The organism is Bacillus sp. TH30 (assembly GCF_016650875.1).
GTDB classification, from domain to species: Bacteria; Bacillota; Bacilli; order Bacillales; family Bacillaceae_G; genus Bacillus_A; species Bacillus_A mycoides.
The window spans coordinates 594,779-611,898 of record NZ_JAEKEY010000002.1; the positions used below are offsets into that span (position 1 = coordinate 594,779).

Consider the following 17,120-nt stretch of genomic DNA (forward strand, 5'->3'; position numbering starts at 1 on the left):
TTCTATACAATATAGACTATCATAATTAATCAAATTAAGTAGGAGGTAATCTGATGAGTGAAGCAATTATTCACGGTATCATCCTTGCATTTGGTCTTATCATTCCATTAGGTGTCCAAAATGTTTTCGTCTTTAACCAAGGCGCTAGTCAACCAAATATTTGGCGAGCTGCTCCTGTAGTCTTGACTGCATCTATATGTGATACATTATTAATATTAATTGCTGTACAAGGTGTCTCCCTTGTCCTCTTAACTTTCTCTTGGTTAACAACCACCTTGTATATGATTGGATTTTTCTTTCTTATGTATATGGGCTGGGTTATTTGGAGAAGCGATCCTTCAAATGATGTAAAACAAGAAAAAAGCATGCCTTTAAAAAATCAAATTATTTTCGCCGCATCAGTTTCATTACTAAATCCACACGCAATTTTAGACACAATTGGTGTAATCGGAACAAACTCTATACAGTACATAGGAAGTGAGAAATGGGCTTTCACTTTTGCAACAATTATAGTTTCTTGGATCTGGTTTATTAGTTTAGCTTTTGCTGGAAAATTTCTAAAAGGATTTGACTCGACAGGAAAAACGATTATAGTATTAAATAAAATTTCAGGGCTAATCATATGGGGAGTCGCACTTTATATGTTACAACAAGTTGTTTTTCCTAACTAATTAAAGAGAATTGCATGTTATGTAATTGGCATGCAATTCTCTTTCGCATTATGAAGTTGGTTCCGGTTTCTGTTTTAACATCATTTTATCTTTTGCTGGTTTAATCCAAATAATTGCTATGACAGCACCAATAGCAGCGAAGATGCTTGTTAAATAAAACACTTCATGGTCTGCCCCTTTCATAAAAAAAGAATACAGGGGTGGTCCAGCTGCTACACCGATAAATCGCATTGAACTATAAAATGACGTAACTGTCCCCCTCTGCTCTTTTTCAATCCCTTGTGTAATAAGAGCATCTAGACATGGTAACACCATACCAATTCCTCCCCCCATAATAACGAGACAAAGAAGTAGCAAATAGATTCCTTTTAGAAATAAAGGTAAGAAGACAGATGCAGCAGCCAGTAAAAATCCAATATAGATACACTTTTTCATAATATCTTGTTTATCTCCAATTTTTTTACCAGCCATATATGAGCTAAGTGATAGTACAAGTAAAGGAATAGCGAGTACACACCCTTTCCATATACCATGAATATCGTACTTCGACTCCAGTATAGTTGACAGATAAAAAAGTATTCCGAATAAAATAAGCATAATAATTGCACCTAGTATAAAAATGGCAATTAACCATCTTCCCTTTTCTCGAAACGTAGAGATAATAGATTGAATAAATTCTTTAAGTGGTGGGACTTCTTCTTCTTGTTTCTTCGCCTTTACTAGTACCAGTAGTAAAACAATCGATATTACACATAAAACTGGAATCGCCCAAAATGGTAAGAACCATACAATAGCTGCAAGAGCTGATCCTAATATGGGACTCAATACTTTTCCAAATGTATTTGACGTCTCAATGATTCCTAAACCTGCACTAACCTGTTTTTCATCTTTGTATAAATCACCGACACATGGTATGACAACTGGCATAGCACCAGCAGCACCTATCCCTTGAATTGCTCTTCCGATAAGAATCCAAACATAAGGGTTATCAACTTTCCATGATACCCATCCCGTTATCGCTCCTCCAATAGCTGCAATTAATAAACTTGGAACCATTACCATCTTTCGTCCCCATCTATCTGATAAATAACCAGCAATCGGTATAAGTATAATTGCAATGATAGAATAAATTGTAATTATCATGGATACTTGGAAAGATGAAATATGTAATTTCTTTTCAATGGTTGGCAGGATTGGAATAAGCATTGAATTACCTAGCGTCATAACAAGTGGAACTGATGCAAGTGCAATTAAACAACAGTTTTCTTTTTTTAACATGTTGATTTCGGAACCTTTCATCATATATTTCTTACCATATAATAGCCCTGCTGGAAATTATGTTTACATTCCACCAGGGCTATTTCATCTTTACTACTTTCCATTTACAACAAAAGAAATTGGGTAAAATATAGCATTACTCCTATTCTTTGAATCCTGTTCACAATATATCCATACCAATTAATTGAAAATAAAAAAGAAAGGAAGAATCCTTCCTTTCTCCTATAACCTTCTACATTTAGCGAGTATATCCGCCACCAAGCTGTTGTTCTGCCATCGCTACAAGGCGTTTTGTAATTTCACCGCCTACAGAACCGTTTGCACGTGAAGAAGTATCAGCTCCAAGCTGTACACCAAACTCTTGTGCAATTTCATATTTCATTTGATCTAGAGCTGCTTGTGCTCCATGTGATGCTAATTGATTAGCGTTACGATTTCTAGCCATTACCGATCACCTCCTTATATATATTAAACTGTATCAAATCCGAAATTAAATACATGGTAATTTTTGGTTATCGCTAAAATAAAAAAAGAATCTCCTAAACGAGACTCTTTCATCATTTCACCTTATGAACTTACTACTTCTAATTTTCTATTCGTTAATGCTTTCATTTCTTCTTTCAATATATCTTTCGCATTATGCCCAAACCATTCAAGCGAAGCAAAATGATCAGTACCTCTCACTTCCCGGATGATTTCATCATAGTTTACAATACCTTCAAATAATGGAACCATTCCTATACGACTTCCAGCAGCGGCATATACATTATTTGGTTCAAACACGTGTAAATACTCCGCTGATGATATATTCTTAAAATGGTAATGTTGTATCCACGGCTTTAATCGATGAAAACTATCTACAGGGTCTGCACCAGACTCCCATATATGAAGAAAATCAAGGTTTATTTTTAAATATGGATGATTTACTTCTTCTAACAATTTCAAAGTAGACGGCAAAGTATCCGTTAACGTATTTGGATGTGTTTCTAATAGTATATACATATTATGCGGAGCAAATAGATCACAAATCATGCGAATTCGCTTTACATACTCTTTTCTCTCTTGTTCCGAGAAATCCTCACTACCTTTTTGCCCGGCAAATGTACGAATTTTATTTGTATTAAACCAATTAGCTAGTGTTACCAGCTGTTCACATTTTTCCATCGTTTTTTGAAAATCTGCTGATAATGATATGTCCAAGTAATCACTTATCATCGTGACCTCTAAATTTTTATCCTTTAAATAATCTATTTCTCGTTCTGTCGTTTCACGCTCTTGCATATATAAATTTTGTGCATGGGTCCCCCACAACTCAATTCCTTCAAAACCGTTTTCATATGCAAATTGAACAATATCAGTAAATGAAATTAGTTGATGGCGAAATGAAATTGTACATAGCGAATATTTCATTGGTTTGAACTCCCTTATCTTAAATTCAATGAACTTGTATTAGTTAAGAAAGACTGATTTGTTATCATTTCTTTCCATAACAGAAACTGTTTCTCTAGTTCATCCTTAATTTGCAGTTCAATTGTATTCATTTCATCAAGTTTTTCAACAATTGGTAATAACATATCTTTATTATTTGTCATTGCCATTTTAATAGCACGGTACTGTACATTTGTAAATCCTTGTACAATGTCTTCCACTCGATCACACCAATAATCAAATTCTTGCTCCGAATATTGTAAAGTTTCACGGAAGTATGCAAAGGCATGTTCATAGCTATATTTACGTATTGCCAATACGGGTATTTGCTTTACTGCCGTTACGAGCCCGGAAAGTGAATACCCACCCTCTTCATTTACCATTTTTATTATTAATTTTTTTAATTCCATTGTTAGTTCATTATCATCTTTTTTGAATGTTTCCATGAAATAACTTTCTACCATCTCTTGTGTTGGCTCCTGAATTCCTTCTATATCAATGATATAGCCTCCACCAAATGGGTTGTCTTTAACAGAATGGAGCACTTTTTCTCTTTCCATATTCCCTTCCCAGCGAAAATCAGGATCAAGCATGAACCATTCCTCTTCTTTCTCTGTCTTCGATATCATTAAGTAATGCGGAAACGGTTTTTGATGAAACTTATTTTCTCTCTCAGGCAATAAAGACATATCAACCATTACAATTACGTAACGATTTTCCGGCTTATTTTCTACTAATTCTAAAAATGTTTCTACATTGCTACTTTTATCTTTTGAATGATCGTACCATTCGTTCACTTTAATGCCATACAATTTTTCATACCAAAGTAAGTAGTTATCATGATTAATGTTTTCGGAATGATAAGAAATAATCCCGCCTTCTGTTATATCAAAATCTCCATCCCATAATCCGAAATAAAATGGACGGAAATCTATATCGCTACGCCTTTTTATAATTTCACAAAAACAACTCACTAAACAGTGAACTTTAATTGAAGTCATACTCTCATCCACTTTCCTAAAAGGTTAGTTATTCACATTTATTTCGTGTAACGGCTGTAACTCTTCCATAAAGTCAAGCAAAGATCCTACAGTAAGAAACGCCTTTGGGTCTATCTCATCCTCTGGAACGCATAGCTTTAAATCCATTTCTATGTATACTATAAGCTGTAACATCATTACCGAATCTATATATAAATCTTGATTTAAACGCATCGTTTCTTCTAAATGCGTTACATTTTTCAGTTCCATTTTTTCTCTCATAATACTTAAAACTGCTTCTTTTAACATTTCACGACTCATGTTGTTATCTCTCCCATCTCTAATAACTTCCGACTTACTTTCCCTGTTTTATTTTTCGGAATCTCTGCTACATTTTCAATTTCATGTGGCACTTTATAAGACGGTAGATGCTGTATGCACCATTCTCGTATTTGTACTGGTTCAATACGAGAGACTACTTTCGCTTTTACTATTTCTCCCATCACAGGATGCTTGCCCCGGTATACAATCGCCTCCTGAATACCTTCTAATCGAAGCATCGTTTCTTCCACTTCTATAGGAAATACCTTTAGACCGGACACATTAATAACATCATCTATTCGCCCCATGAAATGAAGGCCTTGCTCAGATCTATAACCTAAATCTTTTGTATAAATCTCCTTTTCAGCAATTTTCACTACGATTTCTTCAGGTTCATCTTCATTTGAACCTATGTTAATACTTACATGAGGAAGTGGTTTTCCTAAATCCAAATGTGTTTCCATAGCATGACATATACTAATGCAACCAGCTTCAGAACAGCCGTACTGCTGCATCATGTATTTCGTCATGCCCTTTAACTTATAAAATAGCGTTTCTGGCAAAGGTGATCCTGATGTCATAATTTTATGAAACTGAAAAGTCCCTTGTGGAAAACTCCCCATAATATGTAACATAAGTGGTACTGCGTATATGATATGTTTTTCGGTATTACGAACTATATTTAATGCGAATTTAGGGTTTTTATTTGTAATGATTATAGGCTTACTACCTCTCGTAATTGCTGATAACGTGCCACAAATTAATCCGTATGAATGTGAAACTGGAGCCATTACAATTGGCACTTCGTCTTCTTCACATTTTAAAGCTTCATTGTAAGCAGCAATTTCTGTTTCAATTTCCGTCCATGCTCTACGAATCAGTTTTGGCTCTCCTGTTGTACCTGAACTATACTGCAATAAAGACGGTTCTTCTTGTAATAGATTTGGAACTTCTAATTTTGTAAAGTCGTTACTTTCTCCGTATAAAAGTGCAGTACACTTTGCGCGCTTTGCCATTTCAATAGCTGTATCCTTTGGCGTATCTTCATGAATAAGTAGTACAGATGCTCTTTTTTCTTTTAGGAAAAACACAAGCGTAATAATATCGAATGGATTTTTCAGACAAAGTGCAAATCTATTTCCTTCTGCTTCTTGAAATTGTTCCACTCCCTCGTAACCTTGTAATCTCAATTCAAAATCATATTTGCTAAATTCTTGTTTATTAACGATTAGCATGATTTCCCCCTGTAACAACTGATTTTTGTATTGTAAGTTGCTTTGCTCTATACAATGGATTTGGAACTTCATGAACAAGCGATTCCACATCCATATATAAACGACGCTTCGTTAATTGCTCTGCATGAAATGTAGGTGCATATAATTGTAATGCTTCAAAACGTTCTTTCAAATGCGAAAATCTTTCAAAATGATCTTCTATTTCTTCAACAAGAATGATCCAAAATTGTTCCTCTTTCAACTGATACTCATCTGCCAGCACGAAAGCCAGTTCACCTAGATTGAATAGGAAAAGCGCATCTAAAACCATTTCTTGTAAACATTCAATACCGTCCATTTCAAAGAAATCATTCATTTGACCATTCGCATATGTTTTATGCATTTTAGTAAAGTCAGGACATTTTTCGAGTTCTTTCAAAAATGGACGATAAAACTCCAGTCCTTCATGAAAATCTTTTAGTGCAATACGGACTGGTATTCCCTCTTCATGAACTAAAATCATGTTTTGTCCATGTGATTCTAATGCGACTCCATGCTCTACAACGAGGTGTACAACTGGGATAATTGCTTTTTGAATAAGCAATTGTAACCAGCTTTCTACTCCATATCTCTTTAACCACAAATCAATAGTTGGTGTCCCATTTTTTCCCTTGGCATATAAACCGTTAAATGGGATTGCCTCTTCTTTCTTATCTAAATATTTGTGAACGCTTTCGCGCCAAACACATCCTAATGAGCCATACGTAGCTTTTTTATTCGCATCGTACGTAGCACTCGAAAATTCATTTAACAAAATTAAACGCGATTCATCCCTTAAATAAGGGTCATGATTTACTATATCTTTTAACCAATTCGATATAGCAGGTGCACTCACAACCGAATGTGGTTTTAATGTACGGATAGTTGAAGTATTGAGTAAATTCATTGATAACTTTACATATGGTTTCTCTCGATTCGTAACATTTCTTAATGTCCGCATCGACTGCTGCGCGCAATAATCATCTTCTGATTTCCCTAAATAAATAATATATTTACCCTGTATATGGTCAGTATAATTCGGAATAATAAAGTTCTCCCACTGCCAAGGATGAACAGGTATAAACATGTACTTCTTCGAATCACAGTCCATTGTTCGAATACGATCCATATACTCTTCGATTTTCTTTTCACCAATTTCTTCTTTAAAGGTACAGTTATAACTCTCTTCACTTTCATATCCTACAGTCGTATATTTCTCATGAACTGCAATCCATATAATTTTCATTGGTTGCATAAATTCAAATCCATATTGAAAATTATCACGATATTGAAACCCGATGCGTGCTTTATAACTAGGATGATACGGGTGTCCATCTATTAAATGACTTTCAAGCTCATCATAAGATTTCGCAAGATAGTCTTCTTCACAACTTCTCTCATATTGTGCAATCGTATCTTTAAAGATTGTTTGTTCTAATTCTTGAATAAAAGAATCCAATTTCGTTCGATCCACTTGAACAATTCGAAAAATCTCCTGTAAAAATTGTGAAACTGATTGTATTTCTTCTTCCTCATCTTGAACTCTCATTATTAATGAGTCATGTAAACAAATACGCCCAAATGTCATACGTTCTCGCCCATAGCATTGGTACATTACATTTTGATCCTTTTCATCAAGACCTTGTATAATAAAAAGTATTTGCTCTCCCTTTTGTATACGAATCGGCGTAATGATTTCTTCATAAATTAACGATTCTACTAATTGCCGGAATACTCTTCTTCTTACTGAAATGTACTCTTTTGATTGGAGTGCCTTCAATATTTTTATGTGATAAACTTCTTCTTTCATAAATCCCTCCGCTATAATACGGAATATCAAATTCCATTATTTGTATTACGTGAAATTTTAGCACTACTTATGAACGAACAGCCACTTCTCTAACGAGTGGATTATCTACTTGTACATAAATTGCTTGCTCTAAAGGATTTGTCAGTTCATCAACATCGAAAAATCTCGTTAGCAAATTTGCTTTACATGCCAATTTATTTTCTTCCAACAATTCACTTAAAAATGTAGAAGGTTCGCGGTTATATGGAAGGAACGCTTCAAGTACAGACCTTAATTCCGAAAGAAGAATTTCCTCCTTTATTAATCCTGCTGTACCAAAACCGTTAATTAGTCCAAACATATGATTAAAAATTAAATAGTAACGAAATCTTTCATCTACAATGTAATCGTCATATAAATTCCCAGTACGTTCGCCAATACCTGCTAGTTCATTATCTAGCACTGACTTCATTGAATTGCAGAAATAAAAACCTTGATTATCACGGAAGTAAAACTTAACTGGATAACCATCTTTCAATTGAACAACACTATTTTGTTGATGCGCTTCTAATGCAACGCCATAACGTAAATACATCCATACCATCGGCTTTAAAGAGATATTCATATATCGTCTAAACCACTCTAAACTTACTTCTTCACAGCTTCTACCTTCTAAATCCGCTAAGCGGTGGATAATATTTGCTAAACGAGTTCTTTCACCCGGAATTGCATCTTGTACTAATCCAGCGATAAGCGTTGCATCATTTTCATTTTCACTATAAAATGTGTTTTCTCGAATAATCACTTCAAATCCAGACTCTTGTGCCCCGTATTTTAAAGTAATAAAGGCCGGATCGCATATAAAATCAAATCCTGGAAACTTTTCTAGCACCTCTCCAATTTTAGTATTCAATATTTCCTTACCTTCAAGTCCACTCTCAAGTTCCTTCAATTTATTAATACGCATTGAATTCGTGACCTTTACAGGGAATGAAAACTTGAACATATACTTCGAATGAGGATGATATAGCGTTCTAAGTGATGATGTCGCCATATAACACTTACCTACTGGACCGATATATTCAAGTACACCTTGATTCATCCAATTTTGCACATAAGATTGATGTAATAGCCATTCTGCTTGTAGCGGATGGATTGGAATTAATGAATATTCATCTTCTTGACAGTACTCTTCAATAAATTCTTGACCTACCTTTTCATCGTTCTTTAATTCCTTTTTTATCATCGCCGTTGTAGAATCTTGTAACAATGACTTTTCACTTACTATACTTTTATGTGCCCGAAAATAGTGAAGTTGGCACTCCCCTTTTAATTCAGGAGAATACATTGAACTTTTCCAATCCAATATACCTTGTCTACTCTTTGGTGTAGGATGAGTTAAATGTCCAAATAATAAAGATTGCTCCGCCTCTATAAAAGTCGTATGGAAACCATATAATTCAGCTGTATCCTGCTCCCTTCCTTGTATAAACTTCTCAATATTTTGACAACTATAGATAACTCGAAGCATAAGTTCATCAGGATTCGTACCTTCTCCATAGTTAATAGACATTTCCTTTATTAAAAACATAATAACCGTAATATAATCTGCTTTAATAACATTTTTATTTTCGCCAATTTGGTAATAAAATTGTTCTCCAAATAGATGACGGTCCGTTGACGATTTATATATAACTTCCCCATACAAAGTAACGTTTTGTGCCGATAACCGACAGCATAAATAAGTGGGGGTAGCGTCTCTTTGAAATGAATGGCAGAAAATATTTTCTATCCTTTTATCCTCCGTAATCCATTCTCCACTTCCTGTTTCTCTTAAATAACAATTTAAAAAGCTTTGTATTGTTGCATGTTCCGCGATTTGTTTCGCATGCTGCATACTGCTCCTCCTCTTTTAGACGAACACTATCATTTTTTCATGAAACTTCTGACAGTTGAATTTTATTATCAACTATGATTTTAATTGATAATGATAATCATTTAAAGGTATATTTCAGAATTTTTTTATCTAACTAAACTTTTCACCTTTTCAAAACATTTAATCCGTCAACAAAAAAATACACCAATATAATAATTGATGTATTTTTTCATTCTCCTAAATTAGGTTTACATAATAACATTATCGTTTTCTAGATTGATAGTGATTTGTATAAACAATCCATATCTCGCCAAGCATATGCTATTTCTTCTACATTTAGTCTTTCTAAAAGTTTCGTGTCAATTTTTTCCGGATTATATTTTTCATAAAACTTTTTAGAAGGGTTATTAGCAACAACCCAAACTAACAGAGATTGCATATTATCTTTTTTACATTCCGATAGCAATGCTTGAAATAATCTTTGTCCTATCTTCATTCCTTGATATTTTTGTAAAAGGTATATTGCATATAATTCCCCATCACAATTATATGTACCTGTTCTTTCAACTCCCCCATCGATAAATCCAATTATTTTACCATTTAACGTTTCTGCTACAAACCTAAATTGATGCCCGTCTTCTTTTTGAAATATACTTTCCCATAGCTTTTCTCGTTGGTCATACGTTATATTGTCTAAAATCCCATTAGAGAATATCCCCTTATACGTTGTTTTCCAACTATCCACATGCACTTTTGCAATTGCCGAAATATCATCTTTTATTGCCTTTCTAATATGTATCTCCACCATACTCATCCCCCTTAGAAAATAATTATAGCAAAATGTTTTGTATGCATTAAAAAAAGAGTGAATTTTCATCACTCTTTTTATCTACTTTCAACTTCTACTGAAACAACATGATCGATTTCTTTTAAAGAACTATATAATTCAGTTGTATATAAATCTTCTGGAGCTAAAATGACCATTTCCAATTGCTGAGATGCCCCATTATCAATATCTTTAATTTTCACTCGTTTCACTTGCATATTTAAATTTTTAATTTGCTTAAAAATCCCGTCTAACTCTCGATGTTTGTTTACGGTAATTTTTATAGATAAGTCCTTTTGTCTTAATGAATAAGGGCCTGCAATTTTCACAATTTGCGGAAGTACGTTAATCGCTAATATAATTAAAATCATAGCAACCGTCGCTTGTATATAAAAACCTGCACCAATCGCAATACCTAGTGCTGAAGCGGCCCATACCATAGAGGCTGTCGTTAATCCTGAAATAACGTCATTATTTCTTCGTAAAATTACCCCTGCTCCAAGAAAACCAATCCCACTCACAATTTGAGCGGCGAGACGCATTGGATCCATGTTTGTATGACCCGGTACAGAATAAACATTCACTGATTCAATTGAAACCATTGTAATTAAACAACTCGCTACGGAAATAACCATACTTGTTTTCACACCAAGCGGTTTATTCTTTAGCTGCCTATCTATTCCGATGAATAATCCTAAAAAGAGTGCTAAACCTAATTTGAATAAAAATTCATATGACATAATTCCTTCTCCTTACTTTACAATGTTTCCCTTCGAATATTTCACTATAACTCTTTTATGATATCAATTCCAGTCTTTTCTATTCATTTAAAGTAAAAAACCGAAAAAACATTTTTGACAATGTTTCCCCGGCTTTTTATTATAATTAAGATCTTTCTTTATTTTTGTTCTTTAATTTTAATTTGTGCATCTTTATAAAATGCTAATTTACTGTCATTATACTCTTTTGTGTGTTTATTAAATTGTTCTTTCGCCTTTTGAGCTTCCACATTTAACTCATTAACAGTTTTAACTTTTTCACCAATTTCTTTTAACTTCGTTTCTTTTACTTTTAATTTTTCATACAGCTCTTTTTCATTCGCTAACGCCTTCGTGTAATCCTCATTCATTTTTTGGAATGCAGCATAACGGTTTTTATACGACTCTTCTACTGCTTTAGCTTGTTTTTGTAATTTCTTATCTTCAATCTTCTCTATATTGCTTTGAACTGATTTCGTCTCCTTCTGAGCTTTCTCTAACAGTTCTTTCTCGTTTTTCAATACTTTCTCACGCTCATTTACATTTGCAGTAGCTTCCTCTATCTTCTTCGTGACTGCTTCATTATGTTCTTTACCTTCTTGTAAAATTTGAGAATATAGTTCTTGCCCTTGCTTTTCTAATTGCTCTAACTTTTTCGTATCATCAGCTAACGATTTTTCTTGTGTCGCCGCTGTTTCAAAAGCCGTATATAAATTTTCTTCTGGTTTTTCACCGAAACAACCTGATAATAATCCTACTGATAATGCTCCAACTACTGCTACTTTTCCATACTTCAACTTCAATTCCTCCAATTACATACGGTTATCGTGCCAGAAATTCACTGGGAAGTGATTCTCTTCATGGTATGCCTCAAATTCATAACCTTTTTCTTTTAGACCCTTTAAAATTGCTGGCACAGCAGCAACTGATTGCGGGTGAATGTCATGCATTAAAATGACTTCTTGCGGTTTTGTTGCACCAGCTAATACATTTTGAGCGATTTGCGCTGCCGCTGCATCCACTGGTACTTTATTGTATTTCCAGTCTAAAGAATCAATTGTCCAGTCCCACACTTTTAAACCATCCTCAACTACTTTATTTCGGAGACCTTCATTTAAACCAGGCATCGATCCGTATGGAGGACGTGTTAATTTAGGGGCTTTCCCAATAATATTTGCGATTAAGCCTTGATCTTCTTTCATTTCATTAACATACTCGCCATTTTTATATAACTTCGCAAAATTGTGTGTCATACTATGCATTCCAACATAATGTCCTTCTGCATTTTCACGTTTTACTAAATCAGGAAACTGTTTTACATTCGCACCAATTAAAAAGAATGTCGCCTTCGCATCATGCTGTTTTAACATATTCAATAATTCAGCCGTATATTTTCCTGGCCCATCATCAAATGTAAGGTAAGCAACTTTTCTTTCCTGTCCATTAAAACGACTTGGTGCCGTTTTATTCATTTCAACTTTCGGTTGTTCACTTGCAAGCTGCACTATATTTTCTTGCTTCGCAACAGCTTTTGCTGGTGAAGTAATAGATTGAAACATGAAATACCCAATAGCTACTATTGCAATCGCTACTGAAACAACTGCAACTCGTTTAATTTTAAAAGCCTTTTCCATTCTATCGAATTCCTCTCCCTATTAATCTTATATATAAATCACCCAATATAATTATACATCTATTTATTTTTATTACACTATATAAACTTTATATAAATTATAGTGGGAGTTTTATCAAAATTGTTGTTCCTGCCTCAACAAACTCTTTATTCTTTTCATACCAATTCTTGATTGCACTATGTACAACTTTCAAGAAGATTTGTTTTAACCTGTTTGATCTTCCATCAATTCAATTCGCTTTCAACTTGCAATGAGATGAATTTATTTTCTCTATTTTAGGAGTTAATTACCAAATTCTTTCCTCTAGTATATCGTACAATTGCACCTTTTGTTTATATAAATTAAAATGATTTAACTGTAGACGTGAAAAAACTAGTAGCCCTTCTACTAAAAATAAATGAAGCACTACATTTCCATAAAAAAAGATTGGCTGAGGCCAACCTTTTTTTATACTTATTCATTTCGAGTTGGTTTTGGTGTAACACCTAAATGCTCATTTAACTTAGTCGAAATATCTTTCACATTTTTTTCGTTTGGAATGTAATAATAAATACCACCAATACGTTTATCCGTTCCTTCTATTTGCATCTTTTCCATTTGCAAATCTGATCCTGCCATATTTTTCGTAATAGCAAGCATATCATCAAACGTTAAGTTTGTTTTCATATTTTTATCAACTGCATCAAGTAAAGAGCCCATTTTGCTAATTGATTGAACAGACATAGCTTTTTTCGCAATTGCTTCAATTACAAGTTGTTGCCTTTGACCACGCATTGCGTCACTGTCAATTTTACGCGTTCTCGCAAGTGCAAGGGCTTGTTCTCCATTTAAATGTTGGAAACCTTTTTCTAAATGGATCATACCTGCTTGGTCTTTACTATCTTGTTCTGTGAAAGTAACCGGTACATCAATATCAATACCACCAATTGAATCTACAATTTGTACAAATGACTCAAAGTTAAACTTCACATAATAATCAACTGGAACATTTAAAAATCTTTCCACTGTATCTCTTGTACTTTCAACACCGCCAAATACGTGTGCGTGTGTAATTTTATCTAATTTCTTTCTAGATGGAATATAAACGCGTGAATCACGCGGAATACTTACTAATTTAACTGACTTATCATCTTTATTAATTGTTGCTAGTAAAAGTGCATCTGTCCGAACCGCTTCGCCATATTGGCTTTTTCTCATTTCACTTCCGTCTACACCCATGATTAAAATCGAAATATTATCCTTTAAAGGTTCCACTTCTTTGTCCCTTTTTGATGACTTATCAATTTTTGCATATGCATCACTTACAACAGCTTTTGCTTTGTTATATATAAACGATCCATATCCTACTCCTCCAAAAACAAGTAGGAAAAATGGAATTAAAATGAACCATTTTAATGACTTTCTTTTAGAACGTTTTTTATTACTTCTCGTGTTTTGTTCTAATTCAGAGCTCATACCCATTCGCCTCTCTTTCTCTTTCCCTAGTATAATGTAAGTCTATTAATCTTCATATTGAATTTCCTTTCAATTACCTTACAATTTTGTAAGGTTACTTCATGAATCCAACATGTATTCCATTTCACATTATACTCCTGTACTTATTTTTGGCAAGTCACTATTTATCAACTTAAAAAACTAATATTTCGTAATATTCTAATTTACATATTTATTATTCTGTTATTTGCAGGTAGTAAGATTTTCACCTCACAATTTAGCAAGAATAAAGAGTCCAGTTTGTGCCGTACAATTTTGATTGGTGATGACTAATAATCAGTGAGGGATAAATCCCCCACTGATTAAAGTTTCACTTTATTATTTCTCATTTGGTGTGTATATCATTTGCTTCCCATTATTATTAATTAAAGCTGACTTTGCTTTTATTTTCGTTTTTTCTATTTCTACATCTTTATTTGAGAAATTCACAATGATTTTAATATCTTTTCCATATGAAGTAGATTGTACTAGCTTATCTTCTGACAGATATGCAAAGTTCGTCATTTCTTCTTTTACTGCCTTTTCATGAACTTCATTCCAAACTTTCAGATGCTCTGTAATTTCTTTTTTATGCTTATTCCACTCTACTTCATCTAAATGGTACAAAGGAGGAACATTATACAATAACTCATACAACATACGATTTCCAACCTCATCTTTTACTTTCAAACTTCCCCATTCCCAGTGATGCGTTGTAATAACGGAATCATTGTATACTAATTTATATAACGGTACCGAATATACTGGATTTAAATACACTTGTTTATATTCTTCTTTCAACGGTACTTGTTTTGCATATTTTTCTGGAACATTTTGATTTGGTGACCAATATCCACCGACATAATACGGGCTTGTTTTGTTTTTCCTCATATCTTCATCGTCCCATTTAATAACTGGTGTTTCAATTCCGTGCGCAAATGCAATTGTACTACTTGCAAAATCATTTCCACCTTCAGAACCTACTACCATCCCTTTTTCTTGCGCGATATAATCCATTCGTTGTAATCGTGCTTTTAAATCTTGTTCTTGTGTCGTTACATGTTTTGTTGAATAGTCATCGTAAATTTCACCTGTTGCATCACAATCAATAAACCATGAATTATATTTCGGGCCATTTTGTAATATATCGTTCATTCGTTCTTTTACACTAGGAAGTGATAATGTCGGATTTAATTTTCGGCCTCTCCCTAAAAACCCTTGCACTTTCTCACCATTTTTCTTCGTTACAGTGGCTTCTTCATATAACGATGGGTCATTAAAGGAAGCTGTGTTCCAATTTTTATCACCTTTTTCGTGAATAGAATGGTAAGAATCATACGGACCAACTAAATATCCCATTTCCTTAGCTTCTGTAACGAAATTAGGCTGCATAAATCCTTGTTCCCAGTTCGGTAGACCAATCCACGCTTTGTCTATCCCTACTTTTTTCATTTCCTTTATTATATCCGTTCCATCTGCTTTACCCCATTTACTTACTTCTTCAACTGCATCACCGAGTACTGACTTTAATAAATGTTTATTTAAGCTATACAGCTCTGTCTTCGATAAGTGATCTACACCTTTCTTTAATAACACACTAGCTTCCTGATTAACTTTCGGGAAAATATCCTCTTTATACAATTCCTTCATAGATAATACTTCGTTTGTATAGCGTAAAATAACATTTTTTTGGTACTTATCGATAAAGTCTTGTTTACTCACCTGCTCAAATACATTCAATTCCCCAGGCTCTGAACTATTCTTTTGAATAAGCTCTTTTATATGGCTAAACACCGGGCTATTTATTTGCTCTCTTAACTTCGGCCAATTCACGTTACTTTCTGATAAACCATTTTGATTCCAAAAGTAAAAATGAGCTGCCCCGTAAAGTTTTTCGATTTCTTTATTTTTTCTTGCCTTTTCTTTTAATGTTTTAAAATCACCTTTTCGAGCAATATTATCCTTATACAGTTTAGCAATACTTACTGCATCATTATTTGTCACATATAATTGAAATCCATATGTTTTATTTTTATTTATACTCGGGAATTCATGTGTAAAATCAAATCCTATTTTTGGATCTGAATGAAATTTCAATTCATTATTAAACATATTGTTCGCAATATATACGATCGAATATTTAGAACCATTTAATGCAAAAAACTTCATAGAAAATGATTCAGCAAATGAATATGCATCATCCTTTAAAAACTTCTTCCAATTCTCATCATTACTCGGAATTTGCTTACCTTCCCATAACGGAAGTGTATAATTTTCAGCTTGCACTTTTGGCCATGTAAAACTTTCTGCACCAGTCGATTCCACTTCAATATTTAAGTGGTCTTTTTTCTTTTCTAAATTTACTTTTACTTTTTGATCCGGATATTCCCATGATGTATGATCCTTGTCTTTTTTCAAATTCGATACCTTCATTTTTGGTAACGGTTGTGATGCCTGTTCTTTTACACCATCATGTTCTACAGTTAACGTAAAAGTCTCAGGATTTACATCGTAAGTAAAATCTTTATACGTCGCTTTCTTTATTTTAGACTCTTGTAAAGCATCATTACCTTTTACATCACACCCGACTAAAGTCGAAAATGACAATGTTGTAAGAAGACATATCGCTATCATTTTTTTCATCTTCTGCACCTCCACCAATGAATATACAGGAGGTTTGTTACAGGAATATGGCAAAAAATAATAGAGCTAGCATTATGCTAGCTCTATTATGAGCAAAAAAATTTACGTATAACTATAATCTGTTTAAAGAAAATATGTAATACAGTGGGACTTTAATCCTTATTTTTTTATTCTCACTAATAATTAGATC

General features: G+C 33.6%; 15 protein-coding genes and 1 pseudogene. 1 reads left to right on the plus strand and 15 read right to left on the minus strand.

The annotated features are described in order from the left end of the window. Window positions 1-53 precede the first annotated feature (53 nt). Complete coding sequence (locus JFU20_RS05270) at window positions 54-671, plus strand: LysE/ArgO family amino acid transporter (protein WP_201038409.1); 618 nt, start codon at window positions 54-56, stop codon at window positions 669-671. 48 nt (window positions 672-719) lie between these two features. On the opposite strand, the gene bcbE is transcribed toward JFU20_RS05270, so the two are convergent. The 15 genes and pseudogenes from bcbE to JFU20_RS05340 form a co-directional block, all read right to left on the minus strand. Next, complete coding sequence (gene bcbE, locus JFU20_RS05275; RefSeq protein WP_002086126.1) at window positions 720-1,949, minus strand: bacillibactin exporter BcbE; 1,230 nt, start codon at window positions 1,947-1,949, stop codon at window positions 720-722. A 238-nt stretch (window positions 1,950-2,187) separates the two neighbouring features. Next, entirely contained in the window at window positions 2,188-2,394 is a 207-nt protein-coding gene (locus tag JFU20_RS05280) for an alpha/beta-type small acid-soluble spore protein (RefSeq protein WP_000113539.1), read from the minus strand. Between the two features lie 122 nt (window positions 2,395-2,516). Beyond that, window positions 2,517-3,359 carry a sugar phosphate isomerase/epimerase family protein gene (locus JFU20_RS05285; protein WP_201038410.1) on the minus strand — a complete coding sequence of 281 codons (843 nt, stop codon included), beginning with the start codon at window positions 3,357-3,359 and terminating at the stop codon, window positions 2,517-2,519. 14 nt (window positions 3,360-3,373) lie between these two features. After that, window positions 3,374-4,378, minus strand: a complete 1,005-nt coding sequence (locus tag JFU20_RS05290) for a DUF6005 family protein (protein ID WP_201038411.1) — start codon at window positions 4,376-4,378, stop codon at window positions 3,374-3,376. 24 nt (window positions 4,379-4,402) lie between these two features. Then, window positions 4,403-4,678 carry a petrobactin biosynthesis protein AsbD gene (asbD, locus tag JFU20_RS05295; RefSeq protein ID WP_002064932.1) on the minus strand — a complete coding sequence of 92 codons (276 nt, stop codon included), beginning with the start codon at window positions 4,676-4,678 and terminating at the stop codon, window positions 4,403-4,405. Continuing rightward, on the minus strand, window positions 4,675-5,913 hold the full coding sequence (locus JFU20_RS05300) for an AMP-binding protein (protein WP_193663769.1): 1,239 nt from the start codon (window positions 5,911-5,913) through the stop codon (window positions 4,675-4,677). Before JFU20_RS05300 ends, asbD begins: the two co-directional genes overlap by 4 nt. Continuing rightward, window positions 5,900-7,741, minus strand: coding sequence for an IucA/IucC family protein (locus JFU20_RS05305; RefSeq protein ID WP_201038412.1), 1,842 nt, complete (start codon window positions 7,739-7,741; stop codon window positions 5,900-5,902). Before JFU20_RS05305 ends, JFU20_RS05300 begins: the two co-directional genes overlap by 14 nt. A 67-nt stretch (window positions 7,742-7,808) precedes the next feature. Further along, window positions 7,809-9,617, minus strand: a complete 1,809-nt coding sequence (locus tag JFU20_RS05310; RefSeq protein WP_201038413.1) for an IucA/IucC family protein — start codon at window positions 9,615-9,617, stop codon at window positions 7,809-7,811. Window positions 9,618-9,867: 250 nt separating this feature from the next. Beyond that, entirely contained in the window at window positions 9,868-10,404 is a 537-nt protein-coding gene (locus JFU20_RS05315; RefSeq protein ID WP_201038414.1) for a GNAT family N-acetyltransferase, read from the minus strand. A 77-nt stretch (window positions 10,405-10,481) separates the two neighbouring features. Next, window positions 10,482-11,162 carry an MgtC/SapB family protein gene (locus JFU20_RS05320; protein ID WP_002012374.1) on the minus strand — a complete coding sequence of 227 codons (681 nt, stop codon included), beginning with the start codon at window positions 11,160-11,162 and terminating at the stop codon, window positions 10,482-10,484. Between the two features lie 158 nt (window positions 11,163-11,320). Further along, entirely contained in the window at window positions 11,321-11,977 is a 657-nt protein-coding gene (locus JFU20_RS05325; RefSeq protein ID WP_002165945.1) for a YkyA family protein, read from the minus strand. A gap of 15 nt (window positions 11,978-11,992) precedes the next feature. Beyond that, window positions 11,993-12,814: a peptidoglycan-N-acetylglucosamine deacetylase gene (locus JFU20_RS05330; protein ID WP_002012370.1), complete on the minus strand. Its 822-nt coding sequence runs from the start codon at window positions 12,812-12,814 to the stop codon at window positions 11,993-11,995. Window positions 12,815-12,944: 130 nt separating this feature from the next. Beyond that, window positions 12,945-13,205 (minus strand): annotated as a pseudogene (locus JFU20_RS30690) (sensor histidine kinase); the annotation flags it as partial. A 62-nt stretch (window positions 13,206-13,267) separates the two neighbouring features. Then, window positions 13,268-14,269, minus strand: coding sequence for an LCP family protein (locus JFU20_RS05335; RefSeq protein WP_002165946.1), 1,002 nt, complete (start codon window positions 14,267-14,269; stop codon window positions 13,268-13,270). A gap of 357 nt (window positions 14,270-14,626) precedes the next feature. Continuing rightward, the gene (locus JFU20_RS05340) at window positions 14,627-16,930 is read right to left on the minus strand and encodes a glycoside hydrolase (RefSeq protein WP_002165947.1); all 2,304 of its coding nucleotides are present in this window, start codon (window positions 16,928-16,930) and stop codon (window positions 14,627-14,629) included. Between the last annotated feature and the right edge of the window lie 190 nt (window positions 16,931-17,120).